The sequence below is a fragment of the Bradyrhizobium sp. 23AC genome, from assembly GCF_054863025.1.
Window position 1 is genome coordinate 1 of record NZ_JAVAYN010000027.1, and the last position, 15,810, is coordinate 15,810.

Genomic DNA, 15,810 nt, shown 5'->3' on the forward strand with positions numbered 1-15,810 from the left:
GTGGTCCTGGCCGTCGTTGCTACGGTCAAGCCTTTCGCGGAGATGCGAGCGAGCCCAACCGGGCAGACTGCATCATCAATTCGCGGGGCGAGGGAGGCCAGAAGGAAAGTTCGGCTCCCGGGAGAGCACGGCATAAGCCGTCCAGCCACTGCGCAGGGAAGGCCGAGTGATCGGCACCACCTGTATGCTGCTGTGCGGTTCTTTCTGCGTGTGCATTTCGCGCAGCGGACCGCGGGTGCGAGCCAGCACCTGGCCTTCCCTGCGCCCTCTTGGATGAGAGGGTAGCGAGACGAAGCAAAGCTCGGGCGAAATGCGCCGCGAGGCCGCAAAGGCATGTCCGCGAGCCGAGCTGGGTGCCACAAACTCGATCTCGTAGGGTGGGCAAAGCGAAGCGTGCCCACGCCTTGTTGCTCATGGACGGAGATCGTGGGCACGGCGCTATGCGCCTTTGCCCACCCTACGGCACTGCCGCTGGGATATGCATTGGAGCATCGCGATGCTGCCTCGCACTCCGTCATTGCGAGGAGCCCGCGACAAAATTGCAAGGCAATTTTGCGCTGGCGACGAAGCAATCCAGAATCCCTCCGCGGAAACGCTCTGGATTGCTTCGTCGCATCAGCGCAGAATTGCCCCCGACGCAGGGCGTCCCTGGCTCGTTCTAACCCGCAAGGATCCGCCGGCAGGCGTCGACATACACCTCCGCGCCGGTGACGATATCGGCGTCGGCCGTGTTTTCGGTCCAGTGATGGCTGATGCCGCCGATCGACGGCACGAACAGCATGGCGGCGGGCATGACGGTTGCCAGCATCTGCGCGTCGTGGCCGGCGCCACTGGGCATGCGAATGGATCGCCCGCCGGCCAGCGCCTTGCTCGCGGCTTCGATTGCGTCCTGAAAGCCTGTGTTCATCATGGCGGGCGCACCGGTGCGAATCTTCTCGACGGTAACGGTGCAGGGGCCGTTTGCGCTTGTCTCGTCCGCCATTGTTCGCAGCAACTGCTCCAACCGCGCAATGACGGCCGGATCGTCGTCGCGGATCTGGAACAGCATCTCGGCGCCGCCGGGGATGATGCTCGGCGCACCGGGATCGAGCGTGATGCGCCCGGTGGTCCAGACCGTGCGCGGACCGCAGGTATCAGGAAAACGCTGGTCGATCGCGACGCAGAATTTGGCCAGCGCCAGCCCCGCATCCTTGCGCACGGCCATGCGCGTGGTGCCGGCGTGATTCTGTTCACCGGTGAAATTGACACGGTACTGCCAGATTCCGACGATGGAGGTGACGACGCCGATCGCGAGCTTGCCGCTTTCGAGCGTGTCGCCCTGTTCGATATGCGCCTCGAGATATCCGACGTGGCGGCCCGGCTCGACGCTGACGCGCGCGCGACCGGCGAGCCCCATCTCGGCGAGCGCATCGCGCATGGTGCGGCCGCTGGTGCGGTCGCGCGCGGCGTCGATCTCGGCTTCGGTCACCTGGCCGACATAGGAGCGCGAGCCGAGGAAGCTGCCGAAATGCCCTTCCTCGTCGCACCAGGCGACGACTTCGACGGCGCCTTTGACGGTCGGATCGGCATTGAGCACGCGCGCCGCCTCGAGCGCATAGACGACGCCGAGCGGGCCATCGAGCCAGCCGGCGTAGTTCTGGCTCTCCAGATGCGAGCCGGCCAGAAGTTTCAGTCCCGGCGTTGCGCTGGTGCCGAAGACGTTGCCGATCCCGTCGATCGAAGCGGCGAGGCCGGCGCCGGGCAGCTTGCGCACCAGCCAGTCCAGCGAGAGCTTGTGCGGCTCGGAGAAGGTCGGCTTGTGCACGCCGGTCTTGTAGGTGCCGATGGCACGGAGTGCGTTGAGGTCGGCGAGGACGCGCTGGCCATCGGCGCGCGGCTTGGTGTCAGGCATGCTCAGTAACCTTCAACGCCTCGGTGCGGATCTCCTCGACCAACCGTTCCTTGAGCTGGACGAATTCCGGCGTGGTCTTGATCTTGTAGGAGCGCGGATGCGGCAGGTCCACTGTGATCTCGGCCTTGATGCGGCCGGGACGCGCGCTCATGACGATGACGCGGCTGCCGAGGAAGATCGCTTCCTCGATGTCGTGGGTCACGAACAGCACGGTCTTCTGGTCGCGTTCCCAGATCCCGAGCAGCATCTCCTGCATCAAGGCGCGGGTCTGGTTGTCCAGCGCACCGAAGGGCTCGTCGAGCAGCAGGATTTTCGGGTCGTTGGCAAGCGCGCGCGCGATCGCAGTGCGCTGCTGCATGCCGCCGGAGAGCTGCTTCGGCCAATGATTCTCGAAGCCGGACAGGCCGACCTGGCGGATGAAGGCGTCGGCGATCCTGTGGCGCTCCGCCTCGGACACGCCGCGCTCGCACAGGCCGAAGGCGATGTTCTCACGCACGGTGAGCCAGGGAAACAGCGTGTAGGATTGAAACACCATGCCGCGATCGGCGCCGGGGCCGGTGACCTCGCGCCCGTCGAGCGTGACGCGCCCGCTGGTCGGACGATCGAGCCCCGCAACGATGCGGAGCAGCGTGGACTTGCCGCAGCCGGAGGGGCCGAGGATGGTGACGAAATCGTTGTTGCCGATCACGAGATCGGTCGGCTCCAGCGCCTTGGTCGGCGCGTTGCCGTGGCGTGCGGGGAAGGTGCGCGAGACCTGTTCGACCTTGAGGATCGTCATGCGAGCCTCCACGGAAACAGCCAGGCGTTGAACGCCTTGAACATGAAGTCCGAGAGCAGGCCGATCAACCCGATCACGATGATGCCGAAGATGATCTGTCCGGTGTTGAGCAGCGCCTGGCTGTCGGTGATCATGTGACCGATGCCCGAGGACGAGCCGATCAGTTCGGCAACGATGACGTAGGTCCAGGCCCAGCCCAGCACCAGCCGCAGGATCTCTGCGATCTCGGGCGCGGAGGATGGCAGCAGTACGCGGCGGATGATGCCGCGGTCCTTGGCGCCGAGCGTATAGGCTGCCTCGACCAGATCGCGCCGCGTGGCGCCAACGGTCACGGCGACCATCAGGATGACCTGGAACACCGAGCCGATGAAGATGACGAGCAGCTTCTGCAGCTCGCCGATGCCGGCCCACAGGATCAGGAGCGGAATGAAGGCGGAGGCGGGCAGATAGCGCGCGAACGAGACGAACGGCTCGAGGAACGCCTCGACGGGCTTATAGGCGCCCATGAGAACGCCGAGCGGCACTGCGATGATGGCTGCCAGCGCAAAACCGCCGACGACGCGCCAGATCGTCATGCCGATGTCGTAGATGAAGCCCTGCTTGGCGAGGAGGTCATAACCTTCCTGAACCATCGTGAGCGGGTTGGCGAGAAAGGTCTTCGACACATAGCCGCCAAAGGTCGCCCACGACCAGAGGGCAACGAACACCACGAAGAACGCAAGGCCGTAGGCCACGCGCTGCTTCGATGTAACAGGGTCCAGGGGACGCATCCAACTGTCTATCCGAATAGTCGATCTGCACTGGTCCCGCCCTTGCGGCGGGACCAGCAAGTCGTTGAAAACTTACTTGATGAAGCTGGCGTCGAAGAGATCCTCGACCTTCGGTGCGGCCTTGATGATGCCGATCTCGAGCAGGAGCTCGGCAGCCTCCTTGTTGAAGGTCAGGAAGTCGCCGGCGAAGAACTTCTGGTTCGCGGCCTTGTCCTGCCAGCGCAGATACTTCGCCGAGTTGCCGAATTGCTCGCCGCTCTGCTTCACGTCCGCGCCCATGATCTCGTAGGCCTTGGCCTGGTCCTTGGCGATCATGTCGAGCGCCTCGAAATAGCTGTCGGCAAGCGCCTTGGCGGCCTTGGGATTCTCGGTCAGGAATTTCGGCGTGCAGCCGAACGTGTCCATGACCATCGGATAGTCCAGCGTGGTCGCGATGATCTTGCCCTTGTCGGGCGCGGCGCGCACCGTCGACAGGTACGGCTCATAGGTCATCGCCGCATCGTTCTGGCCGGAGACGAAGGCCTGCGCGGCCGCGGCCGGCTCGAGGTTGACGACGGTGACGTCCTTCACCGTGAGGCCGTTCTTCTTGAGCATCCAGGCCAGCGCGAAATAAGGCGAGGTGCCGGGCGCGGAGGCGGCGACGGTCTTGCCCTTCAGGTCCTTGATCGCGGCGACGTCGTTGCGCACGGCCATGCCGTCGGCGCCGAAGCTCTTGTCGAGCTGGAAGATCTGCTTGGTCGCAACGCCGTTGGCGTTCCAGGAGATCCAGGTTTCGACCGTGGTCGCCGCGCACTGGATGTCGCCGGACGCGATCGCGAGGTGGCGGTCCTTCTGCGGAATCTTCTTGATGGTGACGTCGAGGCCGTTCTTCTTGAAGATGCCGGCCTCCTTCGCCAAAGTCAGCGGCGCAAAGCCGGTCCAGCCGGAGATGCCCACGCCGACCTTGACGTCGTCGGCGAGCACGGGAGTGGCGGCCGCGAAAGCAATGATTGTCGCAAATATCGTCGAACTACGCATGATTGTCGTCCTCTTGCCGATCGATGGATTGACGTCCTGTTGATCATTGTCGGTCCAGATGGACCGTTGCCCGAAGCGTTGCACGATTTGTGCCGACATATCCTCTCAGCCTCCCTTGAATCGCGCGACAAGGCGGTGAGAATCACCGGGATAGAGCAGGCGCACGGCGGTGATGGTGCGTGCGCTGCGCCAGGTGTAGCGATCGATCACGAGGCAGGGCGCGCCGACGGCGATCGCGAGCGCATCCGCCGTGCGATCGTCGGCGACGATGGCGCTGATGGTATGCTCGGCCTCCGTCCACGGGACATGATGAAGCAGCCACGACCCCGGTGGTTCGCGCGCGAAATCCGCGGTTGCGGCCTCCGGCACCGAGGACAGATCAATCAGCCTGTCCTCGACCGCAAAGGGCACTTTGTCGGCGCTGTGCCGGCAGGTGATCGCGACCACCTTGCCGGCCTTTTTCACGCCGAGACGGTCACGGTCGGCGGCAGTCGCAGCCCGCAGCTTGCGACCGATCAGCTCGTAGCCGTAGCCGCGCCCCAGTGCGGTGATCTCGGCGCGGATGTCGGCGATCTTGAGAACCGCCGACTGATGCTGCGGCCTGCGTACGAAAGAGCCGGCGCGCCGCCGCCGCTCGATCAAATCGGCTTGCGCCAGCTCCGACAGTGCCTTGTTCACCGTCATGCGCGAGCAGCCGTAGCGGGCGACCAGTTCATGCTCGAACGGAATGCGATGCCCCGGCGGCCATTCGCCGGTCAGGATGCGCTTCTCGATGTCGGCGCGAATCCGCTTGTACAGCGTCGGCTTGTCGGCCGCGTCGGTGGCAAGGCTCATGCGACAAGCCTCCGAACCGCCGCGTTGAAGCGCTCGCGTGCAGCTTGTCGCAACGCATGACGTCCGCCTTCGACCACCTTGTGACCGCCGGCCCAGACGCAGTCGATCGCGCCACTGCCCGCGGCAAAGATCCAGCCGTCGATCGTGGCATCGCCGTGACGCCCTGCCAGCGAGGGATGTGCGCCGTCAAGCGTGACGATATCGGCGCGCGCGCCGGGCGCGAGGCCGATGGTCGGCTGCGCCAGCGCCTGTGCGCCGCCTGCGAGCGCATGATCGAACAGCGTCCGTCCGGTCGAGCGGCCTGCGCCGGCGGAGAGCACGTTGCGCTCGCGGTGCTTGAGGCGCTGCCCGTATTCGAGCTGGCGCAATTCGTCGGCGACGCCGACCAGCACGTTGGAATCCGTGCCGACGCCAAAGGCGCCACCGGCAGCGACAAATTCACGGGCGGGAAAGATGCCGTCGCCAAGGCTTGCTTCGGTGATGGGGCAGAGGCCAGCGACCGCGCCAGCGCTCGCGAATGCCGTGATTTCCGCATCCGTCATGTGGGTTGCGTGAATGAGACACCAGCGCCGGTCGACCGGCACGTGCTCCAGCAACCATTGCACCGGGCGCCGTCCCGACCAGGCGAGGCAGTCGTCGACTTCCTTCACCTGCTCGGCGGCGTGGATATGAACCGGCCCGTCGTCGGCAAGCGGAACGATCGCCGCGAGCTCGTCAGGCGTCACCGCGCGCAGGCTGTGCGGCGCGATGCCGATGTTGGCGCCGGGCAATGCGCTGATGGCCCTGCGCGAGGCGGCCATCAATGCCGCGAACTGATCGACCGAGCAGATGAAGCGGCGTTGGCCGTCATGAGGCGCTGCGCCGCCGAAGGAACCGTGCGCATAGAAACTCGGCAGCAGGGTCAGGGCAATGCCGGACGCTTCGGCAGCCTGCGCGATGCGCGCGGCCATCTCGGCGGGATCGGCATAGGGCGAACCGTCGCGATCATGATGCAGATAATGGAATTCGCCGACGCGGGTAAATCCCTGCTCGAGCATCTCGACATAGAGAAGTGTCGCGACGGCGGCGACGTCATCTGGCGTCATTGCGAGGGCGAAGCGATACATCGTCTCGCGCCAGGTCCAGAACGTGTCGGTGGAATTGCCGCGCAGCTCGGCGAGGCCCGCCATGCCGCGCTGGAACGCGTGGCTGTGCAGGCTCGCAAGTCCCGGAAGCGCGATGGCGTGGCGCTCGTCGCCGGCGGTCGGCTGCACACCCGCGGACACCGCCGCGATCGCGCCGGCGGTGATCACCACCTGCACGTCATTGGCCCAGCCCGAGGGCAGGAGCGCGGAGGCGAAATGCAGTCGGGTCATGATTACACGCCGGCTGGACAGAACGGTCCCACGATTATATGTCTAGACATATAAGTCAAGCATCCCACGCGAAGGGACCGTTGCATGGCAGAGCGCTTCGACCGGATCTGGCACAATGCCCGGCTTGCCACGATGCGGGCCGACCGGCCCGATCTCGGCGAGATCGAGCGGGGCCTGATCGCCGCGCGCGGCAGCCATATCGTCTATGCCGGTGCGCAGGCCGATTTTCCGGCGGATGCCGATGCGGCCGAACGGATCGACTGCGGCGGACGCTGGATCACGCCCGGCCTCGTCGACTGCCACACCCATCTCGTCTATGGCGGCAACCGCGCCCACGAGTTCGAGCTGCGCCTGAAGGGCGCGAGCTACGAGGAGATCGCGCGCGCCGGCGGCGGCATCGTCTCCACGGTAGCGGCGACGCGCAAGGCGAGCGAGGCCGAGCTTGTGGCAAGCGCGCTGCAGCGGCTCGATGCGCTGATCGACGAGGGCGCAACCACCGTCGAGATCAAGTCCGGCTATGGCCTCGACACCGAGACCGAGATGCGCCAACTCTCTGCCGCGCGCAGCCTTGGCCGCCAGAGGCCGGTTGCGATCCGCACCTCCTTCCTCGGGGCGCACGCGCTGCCGGTGGAAGCTGACGGCGACAAGGATCGCTACATCGATCTCGTCTGCAGGCAGATGCTGCCGGCCGTTGCAAAGGCCGGCCTCGCCGATGCCGTCGATGCCTTCATGGAAGGCATCGCGTTTTCGGCGGAGCAGACCGCGCGGGTGTTCGAGACGGCGAGAGGGCTCGGGCTGCCGGTCAAGCTTCACGCCGACCAGCTCTCGAACCTCGGCGGTGCTGCGCTCGCTGCAAGATTCTCGGCGCTGTCGGCCGATCATCTCGAGCATACCGACGAAGCCGGCGCCGCCGCGATGGCGAAGGCGGGAACGGTGGCCGTGCTGCTGCCCGGCGCGTTCTACTTCATTCGCGAGACGCAGAAGCCGCCTGTCGAGGCGTTCCGCACCCACGCCGTTCCCATGGCGCTTGCGACCGACTGCAATCCCGGCAGCTCGCCGCTGACCTCGCTTCTGCTCGCGATGAACATGGGCGCGACCCTGTTCCGGATGACGGTTGCCGAATGCCTCGCCGGTGTCACCCGCGAGGGCGCGCGGGCGCTGGGCGTGCTCGACGAGACAGGTACGCTGGAGGCCGGCAAATGGTGCGACCTCGCGATCTGGGACATCGAGCGTCCCGCCGAGCTCGTCTACCGCATCGGCTTCAATCCGCTGCATCGCCGGGTGTGGAGGGGCCAGTGACGGAGCAGGGCACCGCGATCGTCGTCAGGCCGGGAGCGGTCAGCCTCGACGATCTCGCGCGCGTGCTGGAAGGCGCATCCGTCGTGCTCGATCCCTCGTTCTGGCCGCGCGTTGAGGCTGCCGCGGCGATCGTCGCGAAGGCCGCGCAGGCCGATGCCCCCGTCTACGGCATCAACACCGGCTTTGGAAAGCTGGCCTCGAAACGCATTCCGCCCGATCAAACCGCGCTGCTCCAGCGCAATCTGATCGTATCGCATTGCTGCGGGGTCGGCCCGGCCGCGCCCGAGCCGATCGTGCGGCTGATGATGGCGCTGAAGATCGTCTCGCTCGGGCGCGGCGCTTCCGGTGTGCGCCGCGCGGTGATCGAGCAGTTGCAGGCCATGCTCGCGCGGGGCGTCACGCCGCTGGTGCCGCAGCAGGGCTCGGTCGGCGCCTCCGGCGATCTTGCGCCGCTCGCGCACATGACGGCGGTGATGATCGGTGAGGGGCAGGCGATCGTCGACGGGAAAACGGTGTCCGGCGGTGGAGCGCTCGCCGCGGCCGGCCTCGCGCCGCTGACGCTCGGCCCCAAGGAGGGACTCGCGCTGATCAATGGCACGCAGTTCTCGACCGCTTACGCCATTGCCGGCGTGCTGCGCGCGTTTCGTCTGGCCCGTGCGGCGCTCGTGACCGGTGCGCTGTCGGTCGACGCCGCGATGGCCTCGACGGCACCGTTCCGTCCCGAAATTCAGGCGCTGCGCGGTCATCCCGGGCAGATCGCCGCAGCCGCGACGCTGACCGCGCTGCTGGATGGCAGCGATATCCGCCTGTCGCATCTCGAAGGCGACGAGCGCGTGCAGGACCCCTATTGCCTGCGTTGCCAGCCCCAGGTCGCCGGCGCCGCACTCGACCTGATCACGCAGGCCGCGCGTACGCTGATTGTCGAGGCCAACGCCGTCACCGACAATCCGCTCGTCCTGGTTGAGACCGGCGAGATCGTCTCAGGCGGCAACTTCCACGCCGAGCCGGTGGCCTTTGCCGCCGACGCGCTCGCGCTAGCGCTGGCGGAAATCGGCGCGATCAGCGAGCGGCGCATTGCGACGCTGGTCGACCCCGCGCTGAATTTCGGCCTGCCGCCGTTCCTCACGCCCGATCCCGGCATCAATTCCGGCTTCATGATCGCCGAGGTGACGGCCGCCGCGCTCTATGCCGAGAACAAGCAGCGCGCAGCGGCCTGCTCGATCGATTCGACGCCGACCAGCGCCAACCAGGAAGATCACGTCTCGATGGCGGCGCATGCCGCGCGGCGCCTGTCCGACATGGCCGACAATCTCGCCGCCATCCTCGGTATCGAGCTCCTGGTCGCTGCCCAGGGCATCACGCTGCGCGCGCCGCATGCGACCAGTGCGTCGCTGGCTGCCGTCATCGCCGCATTGCGCGAGCAGGTGCCGGCGCTCGGTGCGGACCGCTACATGGCCGGCGATCTGGCCAAGGCCGCTGCACTGATCGATGCGGATGCGTTGCCGGCCATCGCGATCACTGCGCTTCCATCCGATCCGTTTCCGAGACTTGATTAAGAGGTCCGCATGAACCGCCGACTGGACAACGACCGCACCATCCGCGCCCCCCGCGGCAGCGACATCAGCGCCAAGAGCTGGCTGACCGAAGCGCCGCTGCGCATGCTCATGAACAACCTCGATCCTGACGTCGCGGAGCGCCCGAGCGAGCTCGTCGTCTATGGCGGCATCGGCCGCGCCGCGCGCGACTGGGAGAGCTTTGACCGGATCGTTGCGGCCTTGCGCAAGCTCGAAGGCGACCAGACGCTGCTGGTCCAGTCCGGCAAGCCGGTCGGCGTGTTCCGCACCCATGCGGATGCACCGCGCGTGCTGATCGCGAACTCCAACATCGTGCCGCATTGGGCAACGCTCGACCATTTCAACGAGCTCGATCGCCAGGGCCTGATGATGTACGGCCAGATGACCGCAGGCTCCTGGATCTATATCGGCAGCCAGGGCATCGTGCAGGGCACCTACGAGACCTTCGTCGAGGTCGGCCGCCGCCATTATGGCGGTAGCCTTGCCGGCAAATGGATTCTCACCGCCGGCTTGGGGGGCATGGGCGGTGCGCAGCCGCTGGCCGCGACCATGGCCGGCGCTTCAATGCTCGCGGTCGAATGCCAGCCGAGCCGCATCGAGATGCGGCTGCGTACCGGCTATCTCGATCGACAGGCCGCGACGCTCGACGAAGCGCTGGCGATCATGGAAGATGCCGCCAAGACGAAGAAGGCGATCTCGGTCGGCCTGCTCGGCAATGCCGCGGAGATTTTCCCGGAGCTCGTGCGCCGTGGCGTCAAGCCGGACGTCGTCACCGACCAGACCAGCGCGCACGATCCAGTCAACGGCTACTTGCCGAAGGGCTGGACGCTCGCTGATTGGGAAGCCAAGCGCGGCTCCGATCCGAAGGGGGTGGAGCGCGCGTCGAAGACGTCGATGGTCGAGCACGTCCAGGCCATGCTGGATTTCCATGCCCAGGGCATTCCAACGCTCGACTACGGTAACAACATCCGCCAGATGGCGCAGGACATGGGCCTGAAGAACGCCTTCGATTTCCCGGGCTTCGTTCCCGCCTATATCCGTCCCTTGTTCTGCCGCGGCGTCGGACCGTTCCGCTGGGCCGCGCTCTCGGGCGATCCCGAGGACATCTTCAAGACCGATGCGAAGGTCAAGGAGCTGATGCCGGATGACAAGCATCTGCACAACTGGCTCGACATGGCGAAGGAGCGCATCAAATTCCAGGGTCTGCCGGCGCGGATCTGCTGGGTCGGCCTCGGCGATCGCGATCGACTCGGCCTTGCCTTCAACGAGATGGTGGCGCGCGGTGAATTGAAAGCGCCGATCGTGATCGGCCGCGATCATCTCGACAGCGGCTCGGTGGCAAGCCCGAACCGCGAGACTGAAGCGATGAAGGACGGCTCGGACGCGGTGTCCGACTGGCCACTGCTGAACGCGCTGCTCAATTGCGCCAGCGGCGCGACCTGGGTGTCGCTGCATCATGGCGGCGGCGTCGGCATCGGCTATTCCCAGCACGCCGGCATGGTGATCGTCGCCGACGGCACGCCGGAAGCGGCCAAGCGGATCGAGCGCGTGCTCTGGAACGATCCCGCCAGCGGCGTCATGCGTCACGCCGATGCGGGCTATGAGACCGCAATCGACTGCGCCCGCGACAAGAACCTCGATCTGCCCAGCCTTTCGAAGTAGCTAGCCGCTCACCAGCAGCCTCGGCATCGTCGTCTTCGCGCCGTCCATGAAGGTCTGGACGGCGTCGCGGACGATTGCGTCAAGATCGGGCGGGATCGGCGTCTCGTAGATGAACTTGCGGATGGCGAGATAGAAGATGCGGCCGTGCAGGCCCCAGAACAGCTCGGTCTCGCGCTCGCTCAATGAGTGAGCTTTCGCGTCGGGTAGCCGGAGCTCGTGGCGCAGTTCGGCCGCGGCCGGTTCGATGATCTCGCGCCTCACGATGTCGAGGTAGCGGCTGGTGATGCCGAACGACTTCATGCCGGAGAACACGAAGATCCGCACCCAATTATATTCGAACACGCGTTCGACATAGTCGAGATAGAAGCGCGTGAGTCTCGCTTCGAGTGACAACGAACGGTCGCGGATCATCGGACCCCAATCGGGCGACCAGCGGCTGAGATAGACCTCCTGGTAGACCCGCTCGATCAGCGCTTCCTTGCTCGGGAAGTGGCGGTAGATCGCCGAATGCGTGATGCCCATGCGCTTGGCGAGCTCGCGGGTTTGGCCCTCGAAGCCGCGCTCAGCGAAGAAGCGGATGGCCTCGTCCACGATCGCGCGCTCGCGGTCGGCCGCGCGCATGTTGCGACGCTTTGGCGCGGACTTGCTGCCTGTCTCGGTCCGCTTGCGGACCGGTCGCCTCAAAGTTTTCTGCGCTTTTCGGGCCATCTCGTCGCTGAATCAACGTACCGCTGCCTTCATAACCCAAGGTGCTTTTGTGACCAAATGGTCATTTCCTGTTGACCGGCCCCAGGAGCCGTGTCAGGATTTTGAGACCAGATGGTTACAAATCTGGCATCCCGGCTGATGGGCCGATGGATTTCGAGGAAACGGCAGTGAAGGCGCGGGCTTTCAGCTATTTTCGGGCTGCGACGATCGACCAGGCGCTGGATGCTCACGCCCGCGCCGGGGACGATGCGCGTTTCATCGCCGGCGGCCAGAGCCTGGTGCCGGCGCTGTCGCTGCGGCTGCAGGCGCCACGGCTCTTGATCGACATCACCCACATCGACGAGCTGCGCGGCATCAGGCGCGAAGGCGATAGCTTGCGTATCGGTGCGCTGACGCGCCATTGCGAGATGCTGAGCGAGCCGTTGATTGCCGAGTTCGCACCGCTGCTGCATGCGGCGGCTCCCTTTGTTGCGCATCCGGCGATCCGCAACCGCGGCACGCTCGGCGGCAGCGTCGCACTGGCCGACCCCGCCTCCGAATTTCCGGCGATGACGCTGGCGCTCGATGCCGCGATCGAGATCGCCGGCCCTTCCGGCCGGCGGCGCGTCAAGGCCGACGACTTCTTCATCGACCTGTTCGAGACTGCCTTGCAGCCCGGCGAGCTAATCACCGCAATCTACGTTCCGCTGTTCAGGCCGGATCAGCGCTTTGCGTTCGACGAGCTGGCGCGCCGGCGTGGGGATTACGCGCTGGTCGGTTGCGGCATGCTCGCGACCTGCACCGGGGAGCGCATTGACGACATCCGCATCTCCTTCTTCTCCGTCGGCAACACGCCGACACGGGTCAAAGGGGCGGAAACAATTTTGATCGGCACTAGCCTGGGTGCGGCACGTATCGCCGCCGCGCAAGGTGCACTCGAAGGCGATCTCGCACCGCCCGAGAGCGACGAGGTGCCGCCGGCGATGCGACTGCATCTTGCCCGCGTGCTGCTCGGCCGCCTGCTCGGACGTCTCGGTGAGGGCGCATGAGCGGCTTCGACGATAGCCTGCTGAACGAGGCTGACGAGACGGTGCGGGTCCGCTTCGTCGTCAACGGCCGCAAGGTCGCCTGCGAGGTCGCGCCGCGCGACACGCTGGTCGATTGCCTGCGCGACAAGCTCGAGCTGACGGGCACGCATGCCGGCTGCGAGATGGGCGCCTGCGGTGCCTGTCTGGTGCAGCTCGACGGCCGCGCCGTGCATTCCTGCCTGATCTTCGCGGTGCAGGCTGATGGCGCGTCCATCGATACCATCGAGGGTCTGTCGGAATACGGCGCTATTGCCGAACTACAGGCTGAATTCCATCGCCGCAACGCTCTGCAATGCGGCTTCTGCACGCCGGGCATGCTGGTCAATGCGCAGGAGCTGCTGTCGCGGGTGGCGCAGCCGAGCCGCGAGGACATTCGCGACGCGCTGTCGGGCAATTACTGCCGCTGCACCGGCTATGAAGCGATCGTCGATGCCATCGATGCGGTGGCCAAAGCACGCAATACGGACGGAGGCGCAGCGTGAGCGCGCCGCTGACTTCGCTCGATCGGCCCAACTCCTATATCGGCCGCTCCGTGCCGCGGCCGAACGCCAAGCGGCTGCTCGCCGGGCGGGGACGTTACGTCAGCGATCTCAAGCTGCCGCGCATGCTCTACGCCGCGTTCCTGCGTAGCCCGCATGCGCATGCGAAGATCGTCTCGATCAACACCGAGCAGGCGCGTGCAATCGAAGGTGTGCACCTCGTGGCGACGGGCGCTGATCTCGCAAAAATCTGCACGCCTTGGACCGGTACGCTCGATCATTTCAAGGGCATGACCTCAGCGCCGCAATTGCCGCTGCCGCTCGATCGCGTGGTCTGGGCCGGACAGGCGGTGGTTGCGGTCGTTGCCGAGAGCCGGGCGATCGCCGAAGATGCGCTGGAGCTGATCGAGGTCGACTACGAGGACCTTCCCGTCGTCGTCGACATCGACAGCGCACGTGAGGCCGGCGGTCCGCTGGTCAATCCCGGCAGCGCCAACAACACCTGCTTCCGCAGCCAGCTCGACAGCGGCACCGTGGACGACGCCTTTGCGCATGCGGCTCATGTGGTGGAAGAGGAGTTCACCTTCGGCCGCCACACCGCGGTGACGCTGGAGCCGCGCGCCATCGTCGCCGACTACGATCCGTCCGCGAGGACGCTCACCGTGCATCACGGCACGCAGACGCCGTATCAGTTTCAGGATCTCTATTCACGCCACTACGGCATCCCGGAGGCGCGCGTCCGCGTCATCGCGACCGACATCGGCGGCTCCTTCGGGATGAAGCTGCATGTCTATCACGAGGACATGGCGGTGGTCGGTCTCTCGATCCTGCTTGGCCGGCCCGTGAAGTATGTCGCCGATCGCATGGAATCCTTCGTCTCCGACATCCACGCCCGCGACCATCGCGTCCGCGCGCGCATGGCGCTCGATGCAAAGGGCGAGATTTTGGCGATGGACGTGCTCGACCTGACCGCCATCGGCGCGTTCTCGACCTATCCGCGCACCAGCGTGGTCGAGGGCAACCAGGTGATCCGCCTGATCGGCGCGCCATACCGCTTCAAAAACTACCGCGCCACGCTGGAGGTGATTTTCCAGAACAAGGTGCAGACTAGCCAGTATCGCGCCGTCGGCCATCCCATCGCCTGCGCGGTGACCGAGCGTCTCGTCGACATGGCAGCAAGCAAGCTCGGCCTCGATCCCTTCGCCATCCGCGCGCGGAATGTGATCGCCGACGATGCCTATCCGCAAACCTCGCCGACCGGCTACCGGTTCGAGGCGCTGTCCCATCAGGCCTGCCTGAAGCGCCTGCACGAGATCATGGACTATGACGGCTTGCGGGCCGAGCAGGCGGATTTGCGCAAGCGCGGCATCTATCGCGGCATCGGCATCGCCGCCTTTGTCGAGATCACCAATCCCAGCCCTGCGTTTTATGGCGTCGGCGGTGCGCGCATCTCGTCGCAGGACGGCGCGATTTTGAGCCTGACGCCGTCTGGGGAGGTGCGCTGCCTGATCTCGGTCACCGAGCAGGGGCAGGGCACCGAGGCGATCATCAGCCAGATCGTGGCCGACCAGCTTGGCCTTGTGCAGGAGCACGTCAAGGTCATCACCGGGGATACCGAGGTGACGCCGCATGGTGGTGCGACCTGGGCTTGCCGCGGCGCCGGCATCGGCGGCGAGACCGCGCTGCAGGCCACGCGCGCACTCAAGCGCAACATCCTGGAGATCGCGGCGCTCATCCTGCAGGAGCAGCCGTCGGCGCTCGACATCGTCGATGGCGAGATCGTCGACGCCGCGACGCCCAAGCCGCGCTTGCCAATCGCGGAGATCGCACGCATCGCCTATTTCCGCTCCGACACGCTGCCGCCGGGCACGCAGGCGCAGCTCACCGTGAGCCATCATTTCGCGCCGCAGGGCTATCCCTTTGCCTTCACCAACGGCATCCAGGGCTGCTCGCTGGAGGTCGATGTCGAGACCGGTTTCATCAAGCTCCTGAAGCACTTCATCGTCGAGGATTGCGGCCGCGTCATCAATCCGATGCTGGTGGACGAGCAGCTTCGGGGCGGCATCGTGCAGGGTCTGGGTGCGGCGCTGTTCGAGGAGTGCCGTTACAGCGACACCGGCCAGCTCGTGAACGGCTCGCTCGCCGATTACCTCGTGCCGATGCCGATGGAGATGCCCGACATCGTCATCGGCCATGTCGAGACGCCGACCGCCGACACCGAGCTTGGCGCCAAGGGCGTCGGCGAGGCCGGCACGGCGGCCGCATCCGCCTGCGTGCTCAACGCCGTGAATGATGCGCTTGCGCCGTTCGGCGTCACGATCAATTCGATTCCGATCACGCCGACAAAAGTCCTGAAAGCCCTGAAGCGCTACTAGA

13 protein-coding genes are annotated in these 15,810 nt (G+C 65.9%); 6 read left to right on the forward strand and 7 right to left on the reverse strand.

The genetic code is table 11. The annotated features are described in order from the left end of the window. Positions 1–658: 658 nt before the first annotated feature. The 6 genes from RAD10_RS37205 to RAD10_RS37230 form a co-directional block, all read right to left on the reverse strand. Positions 659–1,891 (reverse strand): hydantoinase/carbamoylase family amidase, encoded by a 1,233-nt coding sequence (locus tag RAD10_RS37205; protein ID WP_461621347.1) that lies wholly within the window; start codon positions 1,889–1,891, stop codon positions 659–661. After that, positions 1,884–2,669 carry an ABC transporter ATP-binding protein gene (locus tag RAD10_RS37210; protein ID WP_461621348.1) on the reverse strand — a complete coding sequence of 262 codons (786 nt, stop codon included), beginning with the start codon at positions 2,667–2,669 and terminating at the stop codon, positions 1,884–1,886. Before RAD10_RS37210 ends, RAD10_RS37205 begins: the two co-directional genes overlap by 8 nt. Beyond that, positions 2,666–3,439: an ABC transporter permease gene (locus RAD10_RS37215; RefSeq protein WP_461621349.1), complete on the reverse strand. Its 774-nt coding sequence runs from the start codon at positions 3,437–3,439 to the stop codon at positions 2,666–2,668. The genes RAD10_RS37210 and RAD10_RS37215 overlap by 4 nt, the downstream gene beginning before the upstream one ends. A 72-nt stretch (positions 3,440–3,511) precedes the next feature. Then, on the reverse strand, positions 3,512–4,456 hold the full coding sequence (locus RAD10_RS37220) for an ABC transporter substrate-binding protein (protein WP_461621350.1): 945 nt from the start codon (positions 4,454–4,456) through the stop codon (positions 3,512–3,514). A 105-nt stretch (positions 4,457–4,561) separates the two neighbouring features. Beyond that, on the reverse strand, positions 4,562–5,290 hold the full coding sequence (gene hutC, locus RAD10_RS37225) for a histidine utilization repressor (protein ID WP_461621351.1): 729 nt from the start codon (positions 5,288–5,290) through the stop codon (positions 4,562–4,564). After that, positions 5,287–6,645, reverse strand: a complete 1,359-nt coding sequence (locus RAD10_RS37230) for a formimidoylglutamate deiminase (protein WP_461621352.1) — start codon at positions 6,643–6,645, stop codon at positions 5,287–5,289. The genes hutC and RAD10_RS37230 overlap by 4 nt, the downstream gene beginning before the upstream one ends. Positions 6,646–6,729: 84 nt before the next feature. On the opposite strand from RAD10_RS37230, the gene hutI reads away from it, so the two are divergent. Genes hutI through hutU form a run of 3 tightly spaced genes read left to right on the forward strand, consistent with a single transcriptional unit; the run spans position 6,730 to position 11,180 of the window. After that, a complete protein-coding gene (gene hutI / locus RAD10_RS37235) occupies positions 6,730–7,944 on the forward strand; it encodes an imidazolonepropionase (RefSeq protein ID WP_461621353.1) in 1,215 nt (404 codons plus the stop codon). Continuing rightward, complete coding sequence (hutH, locus tag RAD10_RS37240) at positions 7,941–9,500, forward strand: histidine ammonia-lyase (protein WP_461621354.1); 1,560 nt, start codon at positions 7,941–7,943, stop codon at positions 9,498–9,500. Before hutI ends, hutH begins: the two co-directional genes overlap by 4 nt. A 9-nt stretch (positions 9,501–9,509) precedes the next feature. Continuing rightward, positions 9,510–11,180, forward strand: a complete 1,671-nt coding sequence (gene hutU / locus RAD10_RS37245) for a urocanate hydratase (RefSeq protein WP_461621355.1) — start codon at positions 9,510–9,512, stop codon at positions 11,178–11,180. On the opposite strand, the gene RAD10_RS37250 is transcribed toward hutU, so the two are convergent. Further along, a complete protein-coding gene (locus RAD10_RS37250) occupies positions 11,181–11,801 on the reverse strand; it encodes a TetR/AcrR family transcriptional regulator (RefSeq protein WP_461621356.1) in 621 nt (206 codons plus the stop codon). It abuts the gene before it with no gap. A 254-nt stretch (positions 11,802–12,055) separates the two neighbouring features. On the opposite strand from RAD10_RS37250, the gene RAD10_RS37255 reads away from it, so the two are divergent. The 3 genes from RAD10_RS37255 to RAD10_RS37265 are packed head-to-tail and all read left to right on the forward strand — an operon-like array spanning position 12,056 to position 15,809. Continuing rightward, complete coding sequence (locus tag RAD10_RS37255; RefSeq protein WP_461621412.1) at positions 12,056–12,916, forward strand: FAD binding domain-containing protein; 861 nt, start codon at positions 12,056–12,058, stop codon at positions 12,914–12,916. Then, the gene (locus RAD10_RS37260; protein ID WP_461621357.1) at positions 12,913–13,437 is read left to right on the forward strand and encodes a (2Fe-2S)-binding protein; all 525 of its coding nucleotides are present in this window, start codon (positions 12,913–12,915) and stop codon (positions 13,435–13,437) included. Before RAD10_RS37255 ends, RAD10_RS37260 begins: the two co-directional genes overlap by 4 nt. Continuing rightward, positions 13,434–15,809: a xanthine dehydrogenase family protein molybdopterin-binding subunit gene (locus RAD10_RS37265; protein ID WP_461621358.1), complete on the forward strand. Its 2,376-nt coding sequence runs from the start codon at positions 13,434–13,436 to the stop codon at positions 15,807–15,809. Before RAD10_RS37260 ends, RAD10_RS37265 begins: the two co-directional genes overlap by 4 nt. Position 15,810: the final 1 nt, after the last annotated feature.

What these genes read in the sequence shown, in the direction of transcription:
- hutC (WP_461621351.1), bottom strand. Translation starts at nt 5,290, where the DNA reads ATGAGCCTTGCCACCGACGCGGCCGACAAGCCGACGCTGTACAAGCGG.
- RAD10_RS37230 (WP_461621352.1), bottom strand. Translation starts at nt 6,645, where the DNA reads ATGACCCGACTGCATTTCGCCTCCGCGCTCCTGCCCTCGGGCTGGGCC.
- hutI (WP_461621353.1), top strand. Translation starts at nt 6,730, where the DNA reads ATGGCAGAGCGCTTCGACCGGATCTGGCACAATGCCCGGCTTGCCACG.
- RAD10_RS37215 (WP_461621349.1), bottom strand. Translation starts at nt 3,439, where the DNA reads ATGCGTCCCCTGGACCCTGTTACATCGAAGCAGCGCGTGGCCTACGGC.
- RAD10_RS37260 (WP_461621357.1), top strand. Translation starts at nt 12,913, where the DNA reads ATGAGCGGCTTCGACGATAGCCTGCTGAACGAGGCTGACGAGACGGTG.
- RAD10_RS37220 (WP_461621350.1), bottom strand. Translation starts at nt 4,456, where the DNA reads ATGCGTAGTTCGACGATATTTGCGACAATCATTGCTTTCGCGGCCGCC.
- RAD10_RS37250 (WP_461621356.1), bottom strand. Translation starts at nt 11,801, where the DNA reads ATGCGCGCGGCCGACCGCGAGCGCGCGATCGTGGACGAGGCCATCCGC.
- RAD10_RS37205 (WP_461621347.1), bottom strand. Translation starts at nt 1,891, where the DNA reads ATGCCTGACACCAAGCCGCGCGCCGATGGCCAGCGCGTCCTCGCCGAC.
- hutU (WP_461621355.1), top strand. Translation starts at nt 9,510, where the DNA reads ATGAACCGCCGACTGGACAACGACCGCACCATCCGCGCCCCCCGCGGC.
- RAD10_RS37210 (WP_461621348.1), bottom strand. Translation starts at nt 2,669, where the DNA reads ATGACGATCCTCAAGGTCGAACAGGTCTCGCGCACCTTCCCCGCACGC.